The 20,224-nt window shown below is 55.0% G+C and carries 20 protein-coding genes; 12 read left to right on the top strand and 8 right to left on the bottom strand.

Going from position 1 to position 20,224, the window contains the following annotated elements:
• Positions 1-183: 183 nt before the first annotated feature.
• From KJ970_05975 to KJ970_05965, 3 genes are all read right to left on the bottom strand, one after another.
• Positions 184-666, bottom strand: coding sequence for a GNAT family N-acetyltransferase (locus tag KJ970_05975; GenBank protein ID MBU2690458.1), 483 nt, complete (start codon positions 664-666; stop codon positions 184-186).
• A gap of 154 nt (positions 667-820) precedes the next feature.
• Positions 821-1,279, bottom strand: coding sequence for a GyrI-like domain-containing protein (locus KJ970_05970; protein ID MBU2690457.1), 459 nt, complete (start codon positions 1,277-1,279; stop codon positions 821-823).
• Between the two features lie 609 nt (positions 1,280-1,888).
• Positions 1,889-3,259, bottom strand: coding sequence for an SAM-dependent methyltransferase (locus KJ970_05965; GenBank protein MBU2690456.1), 1,371 nt, complete (start codon positions 3,257-3,259; stop codon positions 1,889-1,891).
• A gap of 239 nt (positions 3,260-3,498) precedes the next feature.
• Here KJ970_05965 and KJ970_05960 point away from each other — a divergent pair, with 239 nt between their 5' ends.
• From KJ970_05960 to KJ970_05950, 3 genes are all read left to right on the top strand, one after another.
• On the top strand, positions 3,499-4,824 hold the full coding sequence (locus tag KJ970_05960) for an AAA family ATPase (protein ID MBU2690455.1): 1,326 nt from the start codon (positions 3,499-3,501) through the stop codon (positions 4,822-4,824).
• A 173-nt stretch (positions 4,825-4,997) separates the two neighbouring features.
• Entirely contained in the window at positions 4,998-5,699 is a 702-nt protein-coding gene (locus tag KJ970_05955) for a DUF433 domain-containing protein (protein ID MBU2690454.1), read from the top strand.
• Positions 5,696-6,136, top strand: a complete 441-nt coding sequence (locus tag KJ970_05950) for a hypothetical protein (protein MBU2690453.1) — start codon at positions 5,696-5,698, stop codon at positions 6,134-6,136. The genes KJ970_05955 and KJ970_05950 overlap by 4 nt, the downstream gene beginning before the upstream one ends.
• Positions 6,137-6,265: 129 nt before the next feature.
• On the opposite strand, the gene KJ970_05945 is transcribed toward KJ970_05950, so the two are convergent.
• Together KJ970_05945 and metE are read right to left on the bottom strand one after the other, a co-directional pair.
• Entirely contained in the window at positions 6,266-6,718 is a 453-nt protein-coding gene (locus tag KJ970_05945; protein MBU2690452.1) for an Hsp20/alpha crystallin family protein, read from the bottom strand.
• A 317-nt stretch (positions 6,719-7,035) separates the two neighbouring features.
• Entirely contained in the window at positions 7,036-9,357 is a 2,322-nt protein-coding gene (metE, locus tag KJ970_05940; GenBank protein MBU2690451.1) for a 5-methyltetrahydropteroyltriglutamate--homocysteine S-methyltransferase, read from the bottom strand.
• 138 nt (positions 9,358-9,495) lie between these two features.
• Between metE and KJ970_05935 the strand changes: the two genes are divergently transcribed.
• The 8 genes from KJ970_05935 (at position 9,496) to KJ970_05900 (ending at position 16,839) form a co-directional block, all read left to right on the top strand.
• Positions 9,496-10,536, top strand: coding sequence for a hypothetical protein (locus tag KJ970_05935; protein MBU2690450.1), 1,041 nt, complete (start codon positions 9,496-9,498; stop codon positions 10,534-10,536).
• Positions 10,537-10,572: 36 nt separating this feature from the next.
• Complete coding sequence (gene thiD / locus KJ970_05930; protein ID MBU2690449.1) at positions 10,573-11,388, top strand: bifunctional hydroxymethylpyrimidine kinase/phosphomethylpyrimidine kinase; 816 nt, start codon at positions 10,573-10,575, stop codon at positions 11,386-11,388.
• A gap of 100 nt (positions 11,389-11,488) precedes the next feature.
• A complete protein-coding gene (thiE, locus tag KJ970_05925; protein MBU2690448.1) occupies positions 11,489-12,133 on the top strand; it encodes a thiamine phosphate synthase in 645 nt (214 codons plus the stop codon).
• Entirely contained in the window at positions 12,130-13,194 is a 1,065-nt protein-coding gene (gene thiL, locus KJ970_05920) for a thiamine-phosphate kinase (GenBank protein MBU2690447.1), read from the top strand. Before thiE ends, thiL begins: the two co-directional genes overlap by 4 nt.
• A 235-nt stretch (positions 13,195-13,429) precedes the next feature.
• Complete coding sequence (locus KJ970_05915) at positions 13,430-14,206, top strand: hypothetical protein (GenBank protein MBU2690446.1); 777 nt, start codon at positions 13,430-13,432, stop codon at positions 14,204-14,206.
• Positions 14,207-14,482: 276 nt separating this feature from the next.
• On the top strand, positions 14,483-14,890 hold the full coding sequence (locus tag KJ970_05910) for a DUF2203 domain-containing protein (protein ID MBU2690445.1): 408 nt from the start codon (positions 14,483-14,485) through the stop codon (positions 14,888-14,890).
• Between the two features lie 68 nt (positions 14,891-14,958).
• A complete protein-coding gene (locus tag KJ970_05905; protein ID MBU2690444.1) occupies positions 14,959-16,125 on the top strand; it encodes an amidohydrolase in 1,167 nt (388 codons plus the stop codon).
• Between the two features lie 108 nt (positions 16,126-16,233).
• Positions 16,234-16,839 carry a TetR/AcrR family transcriptional regulator gene (locus tag KJ970_05900; protein MBU2690443.1) on the top strand — a complete coding sequence of 202 codons (606 nt, stop codon included), beginning with the start codon at positions 16,234-16,236 and terminating at the stop codon, positions 16,837-16,839.
• 24 nt (positions 16,840-16,863) lie between these two features.
• Here KJ970_05900 and KJ970_05895 read toward each other — a convergent pair whose 3' ends face one another.
• On the bottom strand, positions 16,864-17,448 hold the full coding sequence (locus KJ970_05895; GenBank protein ID MBU2690442.1) for a YdcF family protein: 585 nt from the start codon (positions 17,446-17,448) through the stop codon (positions 16,864-16,866).
• Positions 17,449-17,607: 159 nt separating this feature from the next.
• Here KJ970_05895 and KJ970_05890 point away from each other — a divergent pair, with 159 nt between their 5' ends.
• On the top strand, positions 17,608-18,153 hold the full coding sequence (locus tag KJ970_05890; GenBank protein ID MBU2690441.1) for a hydrolase: 546 nt from the start codon (positions 17,608-17,610) through the stop codon (positions 18,151-18,153).
• A gap of 87 nt (positions 18,154-18,240) precedes the next feature.
• Here KJ970_05890 and serC read toward each other — a convergent pair whose 3' ends face one another.
• Positions 18,241-19,338, bottom strand: a complete 1,098-nt coding sequence (serC, locus tag KJ970_05885; protein MBU2690440.1) for a 3-phosphoserine/phosphohydroxythreonine transaminase — start codon at positions 19,336-19,338, stop codon at positions 18,241-18,243.
• Positions 19,335-20,222, bottom strand: a complete 888-nt coding sequence (locus KJ970_05880; GenBank protein ID MBU2690439.1) for a hydroxyacid dehydrogenase — start codon at positions 20,220-20,222, stop codon at positions 19,335-19,337. The genes serC and KJ970_05880 overlap by 4 nt, the downstream gene beginning before the upstream one ends.
• Positions 20,223-20,224: the final 2 nt, after the last annotated feature.

The following is a 20,224-nucleotide window of genomic DNA, read 5'->3' as shown; positions in this document are numbered from 1 at the left end:
GCAGACCGGGATGACGAATGTGTGGCTTGCAAGCCAGGGACTGCTTTCCGTTCGCGATCTGTGGATGAAAGCCCATGGCTATGCGTGAGGCTTCTCGTGTGCTCCATCATCGTGAACCGCCCTGTGCGGACCCGCATGCAGGGTGGTGTGGGGGCCGGGAGTTAGACGCTCCCGGCTACCCGATTATACAGCTGCCACGTCCGACCGCAATATCGAGTACACGACGGCGTCGAGCACCTGCCCATGTAGAAATATTCGGCCGCGCGCCACTCCTTCGCGAACCGCGCCAGATTTCTCAGCGACTCGCCGGCTCGCCCGGTTCTCAACCGCGCACACGATTTCCAAACGCTCCAAGTTCGTTCTAGTGAATGCGAACTCAACTACCCTACGAACTGCTTTCAACGCAACTTCGCGACCCGTTTCCTGTGTTCGCACCCAATACCCGAGGTTCGCACAGCGGTCGGCGACGTTTATGTGGTTTAGGCCACAACCACCTAGAAAGCGGCCCGTACCGTCTGTGATGACGAATTCGTACTCGCGCCCCTGTCCAAACGCCAACGCCTGAAACGCGGCCCAATTTTCCGCTTCCGCGAGTGAGTAGCCCGGATGGCACCACGGGAGCCACGGATAAACTTGAAGCTCCGACTCCCGCGCAGCCTCGTACAAGGCGTTGGCATCTTCAGGCCTGTAGCTTCGTATTTGTACGTCGGATGTCAGAGCATTCCCTCCGCCTGTATAACGGCTGAATCAGCAGCGGCTTTGCCGTCTGCTGCATTCGTTGGTTCGGCCTTTGACCTTGGTTCTTGCACCTTGCCACAGCTCACTTCGCTCTCAGCGGCACGTGGATTGACACAAGTGCCTTTCCTTCGTCAGCTCCGGGCGGGAAATACTCGAAGCAAGCCTTGCTCTCATCCTCAGCGTATTGCTCGGAGTCAGCCAACCATCCGCCGTAGATCTTCTCCCAAGTCGAGCCGATAGCGTCCATCTTGCACTCGAACACAGCGTACTGCGCGACAGGGACTTCGCGCACCACAAGGCCCCGAGGGATCTCTCCGGTATCTGCCACGGCCATCCCTGCAATGAAGTCCACCTTCCCCGGCACCTCCGATGGGAAGTACATCCCGTAGTAACCTGGCTCCGTAGCCAGCCTTCGGACGAAGTCGTGATGTGGCTCAAACTGCTTCTCCCAGATGCTACGGTAGTCTGCCGTCCTGGGGTCAATACGCGACTGTACGCCAAGAACGTTGAAGGTTTGGCGCGTAACCACTGCGGGCTCCATATCCATTCTCCTGTCTCCGAGCTTGCTTGTTAGGCCGAACCATTCATTATCCCGACTTCTCTATCCGCCGTTGCTTGGGTTCGTTTGCGCCGTAGAGAGCGTACTTCGGGACTCCATCAAGACACATCCCAAGGCTATTGACTACAGCTGGTAATAGATTATAGCAAATCAGTTACGTGTCCAATCCATATCGGTTTCCGGGAGCATGATGACGAAGCCATAACATGGCAGGAACCGCGCTATGGCAAGGAGACTATTTATCAGGATATTCATATATGCAAGTAGGGGCTTTGTCATATCAGTGGTAGATCCGGGATTATGCGGGGATCATCATAGCAAGAAATATCAATATGACGACTCTTGGCGCGAAGTTAAATAACCTATTATGAAACAACAAGATAGAAAGCCATACGCCCTTGAGAATTGGCTGCATAGTTCACGGCTAACCACGAATCATCAGATCCCCCACTTCATCCGGTGGGTGCAGTCTTTCCTCCGTCTACGGACTAATCGTCCTCCTCAAATTCGGCGAAATGCACAATTGGTCTTCCTGAAAATTCTCAGGGACAGCCAGTAGCCGCTGAGGCGCGGCCTGTTTGCTTTGGCGACCTATACCGACTTGGCTCTTTGCTCCAGATCTCCCAATATTTCCTCAATCTGCTCCAGCGCCGACCGCAGATCCTCCGCGATCTCTCCGGCCAATACGTTTGGATCGGGGAGGTTGTCTGAATCTTCCAAGCTCTCATCCCGCAGCCAGAAGATATCAAGGCTGGCCTTATCGCGGGCAATAATCTCGTCATAAGAATACGCGCGCCAGCGGCCATCAGGCTTCTTCTCGGACCAAGTGGCCTTGCGGGAATGCCGATCCTCGGGGTTGTAGCACTTCACGAATTCATCAAGATCCTGGCGGATAATCCGCCCTTCCTTAAGCGTGAAATGTTTGTTGGTCCGTAGGTCATAGAACCAAACCTTTTTGGTCCACGGCTTCTCACTTGCCGGCTTGCGATCAAAAAAAATCACATTCGCCTTAACCCCCTGCGCATAGAAAAGCCCCGTCGGCAATCGCAAGATCGTGTGAAGATCGCATTCATGCATCAGCTTGCGCCTCACCGTCTCCCCAGCGCCGCCTTCGAAAAGCACATTGTCAGGTAGGACCACCGCCGCCCGCCCATGGATCGCAAGCAGACTCTTGATATGCTGCACAAAGTTCAGCTGTTTGTTCGTTGTCGTCGTCCAGAAATCGGGGCGGCTGTACGACACCGTTCTTTTATCAGTCTCTCCCGTCTCATTGACCACGGTGATACTGCTCTTCTTCCCAAAGGGCGGATTGGTCACCACCACCTGATAATGTCTGCTCGGCTCATTGCGCAGGCTGTCGTCGGTCTTGATCGGCGGCTCCCGCTCATCATCATCGGGACCGATCCCGTGCAGGAAGAGGTTCATGGCGCAGAGCCGCGACACACCATCCACCAGCTCTACACCGCGGATGGCGTCATAGCGCAGATGTTTCTTTTGGTCTTTATCCAGTTCAAACCACTCGGCGATGTAGTTATACGCTGCGAGCAGAAAGCCGCCGGTCCCACACGCGGGGTCACAGATGACTTCGCCCGGCTCGGATTGAATGCAATCAATGATAGCTTCAATAAGGGGCCTTGGCGTAAAGTACTGCCCCGCGCCGGATTTGATATCTTGCACATTGCGCTCCAGCAGCCCCTCGTAGGCATCGCCCTTCACATCTGAGGATAGGGAAAGCCAAGTCTCCTTGCCGATCAATTCCACAATCAACTGCCTGAGCTTCGCCGGATCCTGAATTTTATTTTGGGATTTGCTGAAGATGAGTCCGAGCATCCCGCCTTGCTGGCCGAGATGGCGGAGGGTCTTGCGATAGTGCTCTTCAAGCTTCGTCCCCTCCATGTGCGGAGCGGATAGGTCACCTTCGCGAACACGTCGAGATCCTTTGACCTTAATAGCTGTCTGCATGTCGGCGAGAGGACGCGCGGCGGCAGCATGCCCGTCCACATGCAACGTTCAAGATCGAAGCCCTCCACCTCCGTTGCCGAAAGGGAGGAATTTCCAAGATAATCTTCCCGGGCAGGGCAAATTATCAAAGGTCTTTTTTGGCAAGAATTCACATAATTCGCGCGTAAAATGTGAATTTATGCCAAAATAATGCCGGTATGGTATGGACTCCACGGGACGCCCAAAGATAGGAAGCCGATATGAAACGGGATATCTACGCGGAGCTTCTTAAGTGGAAGGGGTCTTCCAACAGGAAACCGCTGGTGCTTAGAGGTGCGCGCCAGACGGGCAAGACCTTTATTCTGAAGGCGTTCGGTGCTTCCGAGTACGCGCAGGTCCATTACTTCAACTTTGAGAAACAAGCCGAGCTCGACAGCCTCTTCGCCCGCGATCTGAATCCAGAACGGATCCTTCGGGATCTGTCGCGATACCAGAGGAAGCCCATCAAGCCGCAATCCGACTTGGTGATCTTTGATGAGATTCAGGCGTCGAATAATGCCTTGAACTCCCTGAAGTATTTTCAGGAAGAAGCCGGCGATATTCATGTCGCGGCGGCCGGCTCATTGCTGGGCAGTCGCATCTCCTCGCCCCGGTCCTTTCCGGTGGGAAAGGTCGATTTTCTTAACCTTCATCCGATGACGGTACCGGAGTTCTTAGATGCCGTTGGGGAATCGCGGTACCGAAAACTTCTGGAGGAGAAAACAGATCTCACGCCTCTTCCCGAAATCTTTCACAATGATCTCCTCGATCTGCTGAGGAGATTCTATTTTGTTGGTGGCATGCCGGAAGCAGTGCAGCTGTACTGCGACGGCGGCGATATGGACAGCGTACGCCAGGTACAGCGGAATATTCTCGACGCCTACACTCTTGATTTTGCGAAACACGCGCCGGCCCACGATATTCCAAAGCTGTCGCAGATCTGGGAGTCCATTCCCAGTCAACTTGCGCGCGAAAACCGGAAATTTGTTTTCTCTGCGGTCCACCCCAGTGCTCGGGCGAGGGATTATGAGGACGCCATCATCTGGCTGGAGAATGCAGGGCTCATCCAGCGGGCTTTCTGCGTGGAAGCCCCCAAGCATCCGCTTAAGGGATGTGCGGATCCAAGAAGCTTCAAGGTCTATGCTCTCGATGTGGGCCTCCTGGGAGCTCTCGCGGAGGTTCCCGCTGGCATCCTGACGCAGGGAGACCCTCTGTTTTCCGCTTATGAGGGCGCTTTCGTTGAGAGCTTTGTCGCCCAGCACCTTCATTCCTCACTGGATCTGCCACTTTACTATTGGCGCAGCTCCGGCAAGAGGGCTGAAGTGGACTTCCTTTTCGAGATGGAATCCGGCATCTTGCCCCTCGAAGCGAAAGCGGGGGTGAACCCAAAGAGCAAGAGTCTGCGGTCCTATGACGAGCAGTTTTCACCTCCCATTCTCATCCGGACCACGCTTCTGAATCTGAAGCGGGATGCGCGCATCCTGAATGTTCCGTTATATGCGTTGTTCCGCCTGCGTGATTTTGCTGCTCGTGCTATCTCGTATTAGGCGAATTCAGAACTATCGAAAATGATTGTACATAATACGAGGGTTCCCCCCCGGCGGCGGGAATTGCCGTGTCTCAGTTAGAATTCGACAACATATTGGAGGCTTGAACAGATAGACAATTTGATATATTTAATAGAGAAGGAAGAAGGCAAACAGAGGGGAGAAGGAAATTCATGGCCAACCAAAAGAAACAAAAGGAGTTATCGGCGGGACAAATGCCTGCATATGGCATCGCTGAGGCCGCCAGATACCTTCGCTTGGCTCCAGCCACTCTGAGATCGTGGGCGCTTGGCCGACATTATCATAGGGGCCAAGGGGTCGCATTTTTCTCCCCATTGCTAACGCTTCCCCAAGAAGACGCGAGTCTTCTAAGTTTCGAAAATCTTATTGAAGCACATATTCTTTGGGCACTTCGAGTTAAACACAGTGTGCCATTTCAGGCAGTTCGTACCGCCATAGACTATGCAGAGAGTGAGTTGGGGCTTGAACGCCTTCTATTAAGCCCCGATTTGTTAACGACCCAACGGGCACTGTTTCTTGAGAGGTTCGGCCAGCTCATTAACTTGTCGCTATCTGGTCAGCTCGCGATGAAAAAATTACTAGAGTCTCGTCTCTCAAGAATTGAATGGGGAGATTTCAATTTGCCCTTGCGGTTGTTTCCGATTACCGGACAATTGGAAGCCGATGCCCAGAAGGCGATAGTAATTGATCCAAAAGTGGGCTTTGGGCGGCCGATTCTATCGGGTGCCGGGATCTCTACAGCGATCATTACTGCTCGATTTGATGCAGGGGAGCAACTTGACGATATTGCCAAGGACTATGACATATCAGAGAAGATGGTAGAGGCCGCAATAATGTATGAGAAGGCGGCTTGAGTCCGGTTTTCTTCACAGATCGCGACCTTGGAAAGGTCTTTCCAGGAGTGCTTGCAGAAGCCGGAATTTCAGTGGAATCCCATCACGAACACTTCAGCGAAATGGCCCCAGACGAGGAATGGCTTGCAAATATCGGCAAGCGAGAATGGTTTGCAATTAGTCATGATCGCAAAATTCGATATAAGCCAAACGAGCGTGATGCAGTGATGCATTTTGGGGTGGGTCTATTTATTCTTATCGGTAAGGTTTCAACCAAAGCTCTAGCACTTAATTTTGTTAATACTTATGGGAAAATCCTCGGCTTTATTGAGAACCACGAACGCCCGTTTATTGCAAAAATTTATATGCCATCAGGATCCAGTTTAAAAACGCCAGATTCGCGACCAGGGCGGGTTGAAATGTATCTGTCCTACGACAAATGGGACGAAAACCAGTAACTCGAACCTGAATCGCCTAACGATATCTCCCCGGCTCCATGCCCGATGTCGACCGGCCTAAGTTACGACACAAAAAGAAGCCCCCTGCGAAGGGGGCTTCTTGGGCCGGGTTTTTCGGGGAGAGATGAACTAGCCCTTGATGGCGATCTGTCGCGCCTTGGCTTCCTCGGTCTTGGGGAGACGGATCTCGAGGACGCCGTTCGTGAAGGTCGCTTCCACATTCTCCGTGTTCACAGCCGTCGGCAGCTTGATCGTGCGTTCGAACATGCCGCGGATGCGCTCGCTTCTGTAGACGTTTTCGATCTTCTCGTCGTGTTCGATTTTGCGCTCGCCCTTGATATTGAGGTGGTTGTTGTGAAGGGTCAGCTCGACCTCTTCCTTGCTGAGACCGGGCAGGTCCATCGTGACGATGTAATTGTCATCCTTCTCGATCACGTCCATTGCCGGCGCCCAGTTGCAGGCGCTGCAGCCGCTGGTTGAGTCCCCCTCGAAGAGGCGATTCAGCTCTCTGCTGAGATCGTTGAAACCAAAGAACGGATCCATCACGGCGTGAGTTTTGGGTTGCCATCTTACGAGTGTCATTTTCATTTCTCCTTTTTGTTGCTGGGTCACTGGAGTTAAAGGAAACCAGCCACCCAAGTTTTCCTTATTTTTAATATCCGGATTACCTATGAAGCGAAAGCTGTGCCAAAACGGGCACTCCCGGGCGGCTGTTTTTCTGATAGACTTAACAGGCTTTTATTTATAGGATTTAAAGAATTATGGGCGGATAAAAACTCTGCGGCGCGGCGGCGAGGAATTCCTAGATAATTGCTATTGTTTCAAATTGAATTTTGCCAAATTTCATTATGAAACATCGCTGGCGTTCGCTAAAGCCATGCCCAGGGACTCTGATAACCTCAATCCAATTCATCCCGCACCTGCGCCGCCGCTGCCACCATATTTGTCAGCGCGGGCAGCACCTCTTTCATCCGGCGGGTTTTTAGGCCGCAGTCGGGGTTGATCCAGAGATTTTTGCGGGGGAGGACCTTCAGCGCCCGGTGAATCAGCACCCTCATTTCACCCACCGTGGGGACGCGCTCGCTGTGCACATCATAGACACCGGGGCCGATTCCGCGCGGATAACCGGTGGCGCCGAAGACGCGCAGCAGCTCCAGCGGCGCACGGGAGTTTTCGATCGTGATGACATCGGCGTCCATCGCTTCGATCGATGCGATGACGCTGCTGAAATCGGAATAGCACATATGCGTGTGGATCTGAGTTTGCGGCGACACGCCGGAGGAAGCCAGCCTGAAGGCGCGGACCGCCCATTTGAGATAGAGCGGCCACTCGCCGCGCTTCAGTGGAAACCCTTCGCGAAAGGCCGGCTCATCAATTTGTATCATCTTGATGCCCGCGGCCTCCAGTTCCATCGTTTCGTCGCGCAGGGCGAGGGCGAGTTGAGTGGCGATCTGCTCATGCGAAAGATCAGGCCGCGCAAACGACCAGTTGAGGAGCGTCACCGGCCCGGTCAACATCCCCTTCACAGGGCGCGTTGTCAGCGATTGCGCATAGACCGTTTCCTGAACCGACATCGGCCCCCTTCGCTGGATGTCGCCGTAGATGATCGGCGGCCGGACATACCGGGTGCCGAAGGATTGCACCCAGGCATGCTGCGTGACCGTCATCCCCTCCAGCCGTTCGGCGAAAAACTCGGCCATATCAGCGCGCTCATACTCGCCATGCACCAGCACATCCAGCCCCAGCTCTTCTTGAAGACCAATCGCCTTGCGGATCTTCTCCTGAAGCAATCCCCGGTAGATCGCTCCATTCATCTTTCCGCTGCGGTAACGCGCGCGGGCTTTGCGGAGATCAGGCGTCTGGGGAAGGGAGCCGATGGTCGTGGTCGGCAGGACCGGAAGCCGCAGGGCGGCATCCTGCTGCGGGCTGCGTTCGGCGTAGGGCAGGCGGGCATAATCGCTTTCCTTGAGCTTCTGCATCCGCTCCCTGACGGCGGAGTTCGTTTGCCCGGGGCGCGCCGCATGATCCGAGAAGCGCCGGCGATTTTCCTCCAACGCCCCGGCAATCGCATCCCGCCCCCCGTTGATCCCCACCTGTAAAATGTGTAACTCCTCCAGCCGCTCCCGCGCGAAGGCGAGCCGGTCCGCCAGTCCGGGATCGAGCGACGTCTCCCGTTCAATTGTATAAGGAAGGTGAAAGAGATGGCACGATGGGGCAAGGGCCAGCCGCTCGGGCGAGATTTTCTGCGTCAGGACCTCGAGCAGGCTGAGGACCGCCGCCAAATCCATCCGCCAGATATTCCGTCCATCGACGACACCGGCGATGAGCGTCTTGTCGGATGGGAAAACCGAGTGCAGCAGCCGATCGCGGTTGTGCGGGCCGTGAACGAGATCGAGCGCGATCGCATCGACCGGCAGATCGATGAGCGCCGGCCACGCCTCCGCCACATCACCATAAGACGTCGCGACGATGAGGTTCGAGGCGCCCTTCTTCGCGGCGATCGCGGCGTACGCCTCTTCCATCGCCGCCCAATAACCGGAAGTGTGATCGAGAATGAGCGCCGGCTCATCAAGCTGGATCCAATCCGCCCCCTCACGCGCCAGCGCTGCAATGATCAGCCCGTAGACCGGTCCCAACGCCCGCAATAGATCCGGGATCGCGGAGGGATCGGCGTTCGACAGAGCCAAAAATGTCAGCGGCCCGATCAGCGTCGGCTTGGTGTCCCATCCGCCGGCCTGCGCTTCCCGAAAGGCGAGAACCAGATCGGTGGGGTCGGGATCAAAGGCGCCGGCCTTGGCGCCGGAGCGGGAACCGGCGGGCTCTCCGGCCCCGGGGCAAAAATCGTCGAGTTCGGGCATGATGTAGTGATAATTCGAGTCGAACCACTTCCGCATCGGACAGGCGACGGATTGGGCTGTGCCGCGGGCCATCGCGAAGAGGAGCGAGGGGCCGGTCAGTGAATTCTCCTTGTGGAACCGACGCGGTATCGCGCCGAGCCACAGCGACATATCAAGCATGCGATCATATAATGTGAAGTCGCCGGATGGGATCAGGTCGACGCCGGCCTCGGCCTGCTCGCGCCAATGCTGCTGCTGCAGGGCGCGGGCCGTCTCAGAGAGATCGTCCTCGTTGCTCTCGCCGGCCCAGAATGACTCAATCGCCTTCTTCAGCTCGCGTTTCAAGCCGATCCCGGGATAACCATGTGTCGTGGTCCAAACCATGGGCCGCTCCTTATTAGGGGTCATTCTTGACCATCAGTAGATGGCGTGGGAATCCCGGGGTCAAGTTTGCCGTATTGATGTGGGGAGCCTTGAGGGGCTAGATTCAGAGGGTGCGGGTTTCCTGGAATTTTCGAAGCGATGAGGTGGCGTATGCGATGGGGTGTGGGGATCTTGGCTTTGGTCGTTGTTGCTGCCGCCATAGCGATCCTATCCGGGTGCGAAAAGGAATCTCCGACCGTTCCGCCGATCGAACCGGGGCCCACGTGGAGCCATGGCGTGTCGATTCACGATGCGCGCGAGAAGTCCGGGGCCGTGGAGTGGGAGGGCAAGGTCTACCTGATCGGGGGCGGCCGCACCAGCACCTTCGGCCATTATCCCGGCGTCGAGGTTTTTGATCCCGATTCGGCGCGGTGGATTGAGTATCCCCAGCTGAAGTTTCAGACCAACATCGGCACCGTCTTCGCCGCCGCCGAACGGAAGGTCTATGCGGTCAGCGGCCGGGCCGATGACGGACCCGTCAGCCGTCTGATTGAAGTCTTCGATCCCGCCGATATGTCGATCGACTTTATCAATGTGCAGATGGCGGCCGGACACAAAGACGGAGCGGCGGTCGTCGTTCCCGCGGGATTGATGGTCCTGGGCGGCTTGGACACTCCCGGCGCGCCGACCGATCTGGTTGAGATCATCGATCTCAATGCGCCCAGCGTATCGCAGGAGACGCGCCTCCCCTACACGTTGCAGGATTTCAGCGTCTTCCACCTCGATGGGCATGTCTATGTTATCGGCGGGCAGCGCGGCAACGCGCGCACCGACTCGGTCGCTGTGTATAACCTCATCGAACGCACCTGGGAGGTGATCGACAACGCCCTTCCCGTCGGATGGGAGCATCCCCGGGTCGTCAATCTCGAGGGACGGATCATCGTGATGACCGGCAATGGAAATGCGGGCCGGTTAAACGGATGGTTTGATACGGAGACACGAAGCTGGTTCGCTCTGACATCGTTGCCGGAAGCGCGCTCCCAGTCGGCGGTCGTTACCGTTTCGGGGAAGATCTGGGTGATCACGGGATTGAAAGAGGTGCACGGTGTTGAGGCGATTGTCGACGATGTCTGGATTTACGATCCCGCGGGGGAGCCGAACGATGCAGCCGGCGTGACGGCTCGATTTGAAGGGTTCTAGCAGCCGAAAAGAGAATCAGCGAGGGAAATCACTTTAATGATCCGACCTATCGTTTTAACAATCGCTGGATCCGATTCGATCGCCGGGGCGGGAATTCAGGCCGACCTCAAGGCGATTCACGCGCTGGGAGCCTATGCCGTCACAGTTATCACAGCGATCACGGCGCAGAATACACGCAAGGTCGAACGCGTGGAGCCGGTGCCGCTCGACCTGATCCGGGATCAACTGCATGCAGTCTTTGATGATTGTAAAATCGATGCTGTCAAGATCGGCATGTTGGCGAATGCATCGATTGTGGAACTGGTTGCCCGTGAGCTGGCCAAACGGAAGACGCCTTGGATTGTCCTGGATCCTGTCATGATTTCAAAACACGGCCACGCCCTTTTAGATGATGACGCCGTCGAGGTGCTGCGCGACAAACTCATGCCGCTCGCAAGCGTCATCACGCCGAATCTGCCCGAGGCGGAGCGGCTCTGCGGATTCCCGGTTCGCAATGAGGATGATATGCAGAAGGCGGGAAGGGAATTGATCAAACTTGGTCCGGATTATGTCATTATCAAGGGAGGCCATCTGGGGGATGGCCAGCACTCGGCTGACCTTTTCGTATCGGAAGATAACACCACCTGGCTTATGGGGGTCAGATATTTAACACCCCACACCCATGGCACCGGATGTACCTTCGCCTCGGCGATGGCGGGGCGCCTGGCGTGCGGGGATACTATGCTGGAAGCGGCGCAGGAAGCGAAGATTTTTATAACGAATGCGATCCGGCATGGCCTGCGGATCGGCAAGGGGTCGGGGCCGGTCGACCCATTCTATGATATTCCCGGCGCGGAAGAGGACAATGGGTAATCATATTCCGAGCTCACAGGAGATGGGGTTGAAATTGATTCTGGGTTCAAGGCCGGATCCGCGGTCGTTCCCATCCATACGAAGAGAGAAGGAGTTCTCAGTGAGAAAAAAAAGATGGTTGGTCGCAATCACTGACACCACGATTCAACAACGTTTCAGCCATGTCGAGTTGGCTCAAAAGATGATCAACGGCGGGGCTGATTTTGTGCAGTATCGTGACAAAGAGGCGACGACCCGGCAGATGATTGAAACGGCCCGGGAGATTGCAACCTTATGCGCACGCTCCAATACAAAGTTTATCATTAATGACCGCGTGGATGTAGCGATCGCGGCCGATGCCGACGGCGTGCATCTCGGCCAAGACGATTTCCCAATCCGACTCGCGCGGCATTTGCTGGGTCCCGAGCGTGTGATTGGCGTTTCGGTCGATACGGTGGAAGAGGCGCGAGAGGCATGGCAGGAGGGCGCCGATTATGTCGGATTCGGCCCAATCTATTCCACGAGCACCAAAACCGATGCCGGACCGATTATTGGGATTGAAGCGCTTCCCGGCCTGACACCGAAATTCCCCATACCGCTTGTCGCGATCGGCGGGTTGAACAGAGAAAATATAGAACCTGTTCTCCGGGCCGGCGTTCATGGTGTCGCTGTTCTGGCCGCGATATGCCAGGCCGAGGATCCGGAAGCGATGACGCGGGAGATCCGGGAATTCGTCGCCGGATACGGTGAAGAAAAATCGGCATGAGAAACTTTCAACTCGACGCATCGAAAGAGTGGGGCGGCGAACCACTTCTTTCCGATGTCGGCGAGATGGAGATCCTGAAAAGAATCCGTACCTGGCTCGAGGAGAGATCCCATCTGGGCAGGGAGGGAGGATTTTTAACATTAGGCGCCGGCGATGACGCAGCTCTCATCCGGCCCCGGGCATCCACGCAGCTGGCGTTGACCTGCGATATTCATCTCGAGGGACGGCATTTTCTCACACAACGCATGACTCCCCGCGATGTAGGCCGCAGGGTCATGGTCAGCAACATTTCCGATCTTGCCGCCATGGGGGCCACGCCGCGCGTCGCGCTGATTTCGATGGCCCTGCCCAAGAGTGATCCCGTTGATGTTCTCTTTAACATTCTAGAGGGATTGGCTGAAGAGCTGAAAGACGCCGGGGGCCAGATCGCCGGTGGAAATCTCTCTGCCACTGACGGGCCGCGTGTTGTCGACGTGACCCTTGTGGGTGAAGTTGAAGGGGACGCCTTTCTGCGATCCGGAGCGCAGGCGGGCGATGTGATCCTGCTCATCGGCCACACAGGCCTTTCGGCGGCTGGATTGTGGGCGATGGATCGACTCTCGAAGAAATCCCAGAAGATGAAGATTGATGAAACGAATCTGAAAGCGGCCCTTCGATTTTATATCCGCCCAAGACATCATTTAAAGGAATCGTTAAAGCTCCGTGAAATGGGCGGCGTGAAGGCCTTGATCGATACCAGTGACGGCCTTCTCTCCGATTTGGGTCATTTGTGTGAAGCCGGCGGTCTCGGCGCTGACATCCAAACCGAACAAATCCCCATTCTCGAACCGGTCCGGAAAATGGGGAAGGCGGCCAAGATCGATCCGCTGGAGTGGGCTCTGGGGTCAAGTGACGATTATGCGCTGCTGGCCGCTGTGGCGCCCGGATCCGTCGAAAGAATCCTCTCAGCGCTGTCGCCCCAAGCGCATGCGATCGGAGAGTTCGTGATGGAGCCGGGTCTCCATTTGTTGGGACACAATAACTTGAATACCAAAGGGTGGGATCATTTCAAGAGTGGTTAATTTTCATCCATTGGATCCGGCAGCCAAATCAGTTGGCCTTTTCCTTCCGGCCGGTGTATAATAATGGTGCGCGAGAGGGGGCATTGCGGTTTCCTTACTGCGGTATCCATACTGCGGTTTCAATACTCCGGTCTCAATACTGAGACAGTGATTCCTCCTCAGAGTCTGGGCGCCTTTCTATATCAACGCATCATTGCTGTGAGTCTCCGCACCTTTCTCCCAAGGAGGCGACACAATGAAACTCCTGTCATATTTGTTGGTTTGTACCGTGCTCACCATGGGCTCCGCTCATGCCGGATCCAATGCAGGGGTGGTTTTGGCCGTCCACGGGAATCAGGGTGAGCCTTGGTATCCTCCAGATCCCTGTGAGCAAATTGAAGTACCCGAGGATTGCATCGATCTCATACCATCGGCGATTCCCGATCCTCTAATCGACGTCTATTGGTATCTCATTCTTGTTGTCTCGCCCCGCGGCAATGCGACGAATTTCAATATGGTGACATTTGGACTGGGGGATTACACACCCAGCGAAACCTATATCGGATATTTCGGTTCCTGCAAACCGGGCGCACTCGAGGCGCCGACCGCCGGATGGCCGGCTCCTGGAACCGGAACGGCGGTCGCCTGGACACCCGATTGCTCATATGGCCAGATGGTGCCCGTCTATTACTTTGGCATTTATGTCTATGCCGCCGCCGGAGAGATTCCGCTCGTCGATCATCCCTTAAACCATGCGGCGGTCGCTGACTGTTCCGAACCGGCGACGCTTGACCTCATTGAGGGCTTCGGAGCCATGGGGTACGGCGGCGCGCCCGGTTGGAATCCGGAATGTCCGCCGTGGAATCCGGAATACGGCGCCTGTTGTTTCGGTTCTACTTGCCTGCTACTGCATAGCTCTGAATGTTTGGAGGGTGGTGGTGATTGGTTCGGTGGTTCCTGCGAGCCCAATCCATGCCAGCCGACTCCAAGAAAGCTCACAACATGGGGAGGTGTCAAATCGATATATCAATAGCAAGCAAGCTTGTACTATTAAAAAGCTGAATCAGAGCCGCAGAACGTCCCGATAAAACGGATTTTCAGGACGTCATGGATATGTGTTTTGTCCTTGTGTTGGAATCATTGCGTTATAATCTTCACATTTGTTATCCATAGCCGACTTCATGCGCAATTTTTAAATTAATTGTTTGCACTTCTTGTGTCTGCTATTTTCTTTTGCTACAATATGACCACCGAGGGAAGGATCGCCTGGCCGAATTGATGGAGTGGAGCCAAGGGATAGGATTGGGCCATGGCAGTCAAGATTTTTACTCTGGAAGAAGCCAACCGCCTCCTTCCCCATGTCGACGCGGTTTTAAAGAAACTCATTCAAGCCGCTCGGCAGATTCAGGGGTATCAGGATCGGATCGCCGTTCTTGAACTCATCGGCGCCTCGCACAGGAGAAGTCCGGAACGCCGTGAGTATTTGATGGGTATGAGGCGGCTTGAGGAGTTAATTGCAGAAAGAGACCGGATACTCGAGGGAATGCAAAGGATGGGTTGTGTCGTAAAAGATTTTATAAAAGGTCAAGTCGACTTTTATGGGGCCACAGACGGCCGGTTTGTCTTCTTTTGCTGGAAACTCGGCGAGAAACAAATTCAATATTGGCATGAGTTGAACAAAGGCACCTGCGGCCGGCGGCCGCTGTCCGAGCTTTAATTGTGACGAAGACACCATCCCATCAAGCGTTTCCAATTCGACCCGAGGTCTCGGCCCTCTACCCTGAGATGGTCCGCTGGCGCCGGACGATCCATCGCCATCCTGAACTCGGCCTGAAAGAAGAGAAGACCGCCGCCTACATTGTCGACGAGCTTCAATCCGCGAACTTGGATGACATCAAGACTCATGTCGGCGGCACCGGTGTCGTCGGCCTTCTTAAATCTACGAATCCAAATAGAAAACAGGGTGTCCTGCTCCTGCGAGCAGACATCGACGCCCTTCCGATCCAGGAGGAGAACCCCGGGATTGATTACGCCTCCGAGATACCGGGTGTGATGCATGCCTGCGGTCATGATGGGCACACGGCCATCCTTCTCGCCACCGCGCACGCCGCCGGGATCCTGCGCGACAAACTTCCCGGCGATCTGAAATTTGTCTTTCAGCCGGCTGAGGAAAGTCCGGGCGGCGCCCTTCCCATGATCAACGACGGGGTGATGGAGAATCCCACGGTAACCGGAGCTGTCGGCCTTCATATCGATACGCATCAGCCGGTCGGCCGGGCGCAGACGCGATCCGGTCCGGTTATGGCCGCAGCCGATGAGTTTGAAATTCTCATCATGGGCAAAGGCGGGCACGGCGCCTATCCGCACAATACAGTTGATGCCGTTGTGGTCGGATCCTATGTCGTCACAGCTTTGCAGACCCTGGTCAGCAGAAACACAGACCCGAACCAGGCTGCCGTTGTCACCATCGGCCGGTTTGAGTCGGGATCGAATTTCAACATTATTGCCGAGACAGCGCATCTGTGGGGAACGTTACGCACTTTTGACCCTGAACTGCGCAAGACACTGAAGCAAAGGATCAACGATCTATCCCACGCGATTTGTCAAAGCCTGGGCGCTGCGTGCGAGTTTATCTTCGAATCTCATTACCCACCGGTTGTCAATGATGAGGGAATGACAGATCTAATGGTTGCGGCCGCGAGGGAGGTCCTTGGCCCGGATGGGGTCGGAATGGATCTCATCTCAATGGGCGGCGAGGATATGGCCTACTACCTACAGCGGGTTCCTGGTGTCTTTCTCTTTCTTGGAGCAGGGAATGCGGAGCGGGGACTCGTCGAACCTCACCACTCTCCCCATTTCAACTTCGACGAAGAGGCTATGCCCCTGGGGGTTGAGATTTTTCTCCGATTCACTGAGGCATTCTTCGCCAAAAATCCCAAGATCACCTCCTGATTTTCAGTTGACAGGCGTATTGTCTTGCTTTACCTTGTAAACCATAAGGGTGTGGAATAAAGCGGTCGGGATATCCACCGGACTTGACCACAGAGATGGGGGATCAAAATGGCTCGCCGGAAGGCTTCAGAAGAAACGCGTGAATCTTTTATCATTGCGGCTTTGAACCTCTGCAGGGAGGGGGGACCTGAAGCCGTCTCCGCGCGACGTCTGGGGCGTCTCCTGGGTTTGTCTCAGATGGCGGTCTATCGCCACTTCCAAGATATGGAAGACTTGCTGGCGCATGCCTGGGACCGCACCTATCAGCAGCTTCTTGATCATATTCAAGCGGCGATTTTCGGAGAAAATCCCTTCAAGGATCTTCGGGCGGGTCTGCAGGCCTATGTCGGCTTCGGCGTCGATAACCCCGGCCTCTATCGACTGATGTTCTTCCATCATTTTGAACGGATGGAGTACCTGACCTCCCAAAAGACGAGCCTTCTGGCTCTTGATCTTCTTCGTAAAACGCTGGCGACTTGTCTTGAACAAAAATCCATATCGGTTGATGAGCAGAGGCTCCATTTTATGACGCTGCAGGCTTGGTTTACGGTACACGGTTTGACGACAATGGCGATCTCCGGCCGTTTCCAGAGGGTAACCGAGTTCTTGCCGGAAGATTTGGCCGGACGCCTCATCGATGAAATCTGTGAATCGTTTTTGAACCGGAGACGGTAGATACCGTAGGGAATTTTCCGCGGCTTAAATCGGCGGGATGCTGTACCGCAGTAGATAAAAGATCAATTTCCCCGTTTCATTAAGGATGGCGAAGGTGTCGTCTTCGTGCCGCCACCATTCTTTTCGCTTGTATCCTGTAAGCTCCCACGGCGCAGAGATGACACTAATTTGTATTCCCGTTTTTCGATAAATATGCCGGAAGGTCTGATAGGCCCGCCGGGTGTGATAGGGCGATGTCACGACAAGGATTCTCGAATACTTCAGTTGTAAAAAGAGATCCTTTGTCAGAGAGGCCTCCTCAAAGGTGCTGCTCGGCCCCAAGATGACGCTGACCTTATCCTCGGGAACACCGTGTTGTACAGCGAGATGCCGTTTCACCTCAGCCTGGGTCAACGCGTCGGGATCAAGCAATCGGGAGATACCCGGTTCATTCGGTCCTGAAACATAGATCTGGTTCGCCCATCCCTCTTTATATAGCTGAAGGGCTGTCGCCAGTCGTTCACCACGGCCCCCGCCGAGAACAAGGATGGCATCCGCAGGCATGGGGTGGCTTTTGATGACCAGCCAATCGGCCCATGCATCCAAAATCCTAGGAATAAGCGCGATCAAGATTATGGTGAGGAGAAGGACGAGGATGCATCCGCGGCGCTTGCGTGAGTTCCCGGCGGGATCCCCGGAATTCCGTGAATTTTTGATCGGATGGATTACCATAACGGAAGCGTACCTGAAGTTTGGACCTGTTTGAACCCTGATGATAGGAGGCCCACCATGCTCCGGCCCACGGAAGCGTTTCTTGTCGTGATTGATGTGCAGGAACGGCTCTTGCCGCACATCCACCAGCATGGCGAGATGGTCCAGTCCATCCGCCGTCTCATCAGGGGCTGCAAGATTGTTGAAGTCCCCATCTTTGCAACAGAACAATATACAAAGGGCTTAGGGCCAACCTGCCGGCCCGTATTGGAAACGCTCGAGGGGGTGGAGCGGATGGAGAAGCTCACTTTCTCCTGCTGGCAGCATGATCCGTTTCGGGAGGCGGTGGCCGCGACCGGCCGGCGACAGGCGCTGCTCTGCGGTATCGAATCGCATGTCTGCGTTTTTCAAACGGCCCTGGAGATGAACGATGACGGCTTCGAAGTCTTCATCGTCGGCGACGCGGTCTCATCTCGATTTCCAAGAAATATTGAGCTGGCGATGATGCGCTTCCAGCAGGAGGGGATCCGCCTGACGAGCGTCGAAACGGCGGTCTTTGAAATGTTAACTCGGTGCGCCACTGAACCGTTCAGAGCCTGGTCGAAGATTCTAAAAGAGGCATAAGCGATATGGCAAAACGGGACCCAATAGCGGGTCCCGTTTTGTGGGATAAGTGAACGATTTTGCCTCGAAGCCATTAAAACAGTCAGTTTACCCGTTCTTCTTAGCGAACGCCTCCATGAAGCCGACGAGCGCTTTCACGCCCTCGATGGGCATGGCGTTGTAGGTCGATGCGCGGCATCCGCCGACTGAACGATGTCCCTTGAGGCCGCCGAGTCCGCTTTTCTTCGCTTCTGCAATAAAGGTCTTTTCCAAATCCTCGGACGGAAGCCGCCAGACAATGTTCATCACCGAACGGCTCTCTCTCTGGATCGGCGAACGGAAGAAATCAGGATTCGCGTCGATGGCGCCGTAGATCAGCCCGGCCTTTTCACGATTACGCTTTTCTATCGCACCAAGCCCTCCGAGCGCCTTGATCCATTTTAGAACTTTGCCCACGACATAGATTGGAAAGACCGGCGCCGTGTTGAACAATGAGTCATTATCCGCATGAGTCTTATAGCTAATCATCGTCGGGATGCCATCGGCGCAACGATCGAGCATATCTTTGCGGATGATAACCATGGTGACGCCGGCAGGTCCGAGATTCTTCTGCGCCCCAGCGTAGATGAGTCCGAAGGGTCGCGGATCGAACTTCTTCCAAAAGATATCGGAGGACATATCGCAAATTACCGGGACGCCGGCGGGAGCTTTGGGATAATAATGAAATTGCGTGCCGGCGATAGTGTTGTTTGTGGTGTAGTGAAGATAGGCCGCATCCGGCGAAAGATGGAGCTGATCTTGTGTCGGAATATAGGTGAATTTGCCGTCGGCGTTTGCGGCATCGTGAGCAATGTGTACTTCGCCGAATAGCTTTGCCTCTTTGGCCGCCTTCTTGGCCCAGGTGCCGGTTACGATATAATCGCCCTTCCTTCCACCGGAAAGAAGATTCTGCGGAATCATGTAAAATTGCGTCGATGCCCCGCCGCCCAAAAAGAGAACCTTATAGTCATCACCAAGACCGAGAAGCTCGCTCGTGAGGGTCTGCACCTCGGTGTGGACTTCCATATACTCAGGGCTTCGGTGGCTCATCTCCATAATACTCATCCCGCATCCCTTGAAATCCAAAAGTTCGGCCTGGACCTCTTCCAATACCGATAGGGGGAGTGTTGCGGGACCGGCATTAAAATTGTGGATGCGGTGTGTCATAGTTTACCCTCCTTCACGTACGCGTTGAGAATCTCCTCGATAACATCGCCGATTCTAAGCAAATTCTCAGTCGTGGAAGCTCCGATATGCGGCGTCATATAGACATTCGGTGCGGTCAGCAGGGGGCAGCCATCCCAATCCGGAGGATCGGAGTACCAGACATCCGTTCCATAGGCGCGGACCTTGCCGTTTCTCAGCGCTTCCGCCATATCAGCTTCGTTGATACATTTCCCGCGGCCGGTGTTCACAATAATAACGCCGTCCTTCATCTGTTTGATCGTCGATTTATTGATCATTTCCCGCGTCTCATCCGTATAGGGAACGTGCAGGGATATGAAATCGGATCGGATGAGAAGATCGTTGAATGAAACCATCTCTGCGTGCTTGGATTTGTCGATGTATTTGTCATAGGCGATCACCTTCATCCCGAAGGCTTTGGCGCGGATGGCGGTTTCGGTTGCGATCTTGCCGATGCCGATCAAACCCAGGGTCTTGCCGTAAAGCTCCGTTCGCTTGAGTTGCTTCTTCTGCCACTCGCCTTTGGTCAAGGATATATGACCCGGGATGATATTCGCCGGGATCGCGGTCATGAAACCCATAGCCAGCTCGGCCACGGCGATGCTGGAGGCCGCCGCTGTATTGTGAACGGCGATCCCCTTCTGCTTAGCGTAATCCTGATCAACATTATCGAGTCCGACGCCGCCGCGGATGATCAGCTTGAGGCTTGCGGCCTTGTCGATATATTCCCGCGTGCACGTTGTCTTGGAACGTATAAGCACAACATCAGCTTCAGACAAACGGCTCTTGTCATCGAAAGTTTCCCCAAAACGCGCCAACTTGCCCGGTAGAGATGCGTCAAAGGCATCAGAAATTAGGATCTTCATAA

This window comes from Candidatus Eisenbacteria bacterium, assembly GCA_018831195.1.
Classification (GTDB): Bacteria; Eisenbacteria; RBG-16-71-46; order CAIMUX01; family JAHJDP01; genus JAHJDP01.
Note: the sequence above shows the minus strand (reverse complement) of the source record. Positions and strands in the feature narration are given on the sequence as shown.

Excerpts from the sequence above, each read along its gene's own strand:
- KJ970_05970 (MBU2690457.1), bottom strand. The coding sequence starts at position 1,279 with ATGGAGCCCGCAGTGGTTACGCGCCAAACCTTCAACGTTCTTGGCGTA.
- KJ970_05965 (MBU2690456.1), bottom strand. The coding sequence starts at position 3,259 with ATGCAGACAGCTATTAAGGTCAAAGGATCTCGACGTGTTCGCGAAGGT.
- KJ970_05960 (MBU2690455.1), top strand. The coding sequence starts at position 3,499 with ATGAAACGGGATATCTACGCGGAGCTTCTTAAGTGGAAGGGGTCTTCC.
- KJ970_05955 (MBU2690454.1), top strand. The coding sequence starts at position 4,998 with ATGGCCAACCAAAAGAAACAAAAGGAGTTATCGGCGGGACAAATGCCT.
- KJ970_05945 (MBU2690452.1), bottom strand. The coding sequence starts at position 6,718 with ATGACACTCGTAAGATGGCAACCCAAAACTCACGCCGTGATGGATCCG.
- metE (MBU2690451.1), bottom strand. The coding sequence starts at position 9,357 with ATGGTTTGGACCACGACACATGGTTATCCCGGGATCGGCTTGAAACGC.
- KJ970_05935 (MBU2690450.1), top strand. The coding sequence starts at position 9,496 with ATGAGGTGGCGTATGCGATGGGGTGTGGGGATCTTGGCTTTGGTCGTT.
- thiD (MBU2690449.1), top strand. The coding sequence starts at position 10,573 with ATGATCCGACCTATCGTTTTAACAATCGCTGGATCCGATTCGATCGCC.
- thiL (MBU2690447.1), top strand. The coding sequence starts at position 12,130 with ATGAGAAACTTTCAACTCGACGCATCGAAAGAGTGGGGCGGCGAACCA.
- KJ970_05915 (MBU2690446.1), top strand. The coding sequence starts at position 13,430 with ATGAAACTCCTGTCATATTTGTTGGTTTGTACCGTGCTCACCATGGGC.
- KJ970_05910 (MBU2690445.1), top strand. The coding sequence starts at position 14,483 with ATGGCAGTCAAGATTTTTACTCTGGAAGAAGCCAACCGCCTCCTTCCC.
- KJ970_05905 (MBU2690444.1), top strand. The coding sequence starts at position 14,959 with ATGGTCCGCTGGCGCCGGACGATCCATCGCCATCCTGAACTCGGCCTG.
- KJ970_05900 (MBU2690443.1), top strand. The coding sequence starts at position 16,234 with ATGGCTCGCCGGAAGGCTTCAGAAGAAACGCGTGAATCTTTTATCATT.
- KJ970_05890 (MBU2690441.1), top strand. The coding sequence starts at position 17,608 with ATGCTCCGGCCCACGGAAGCGTTTCTTGTCGTGATTGATGTGCAGGAA.
- serC (MBU2690440.1), bottom strand. The coding sequence starts at position 19,338 with ATGACACACCGCATCCACAATTTTAATGCCGGTCCCGCAACACTCCCC.
- KJ970_05880 (MBU2690439.1), bottom strand. The coding sequence starts at position 20,222 with ATGAAGATCCTAATTTCTGATGCCTTTGACGCATCTCTACCGGGCAAG.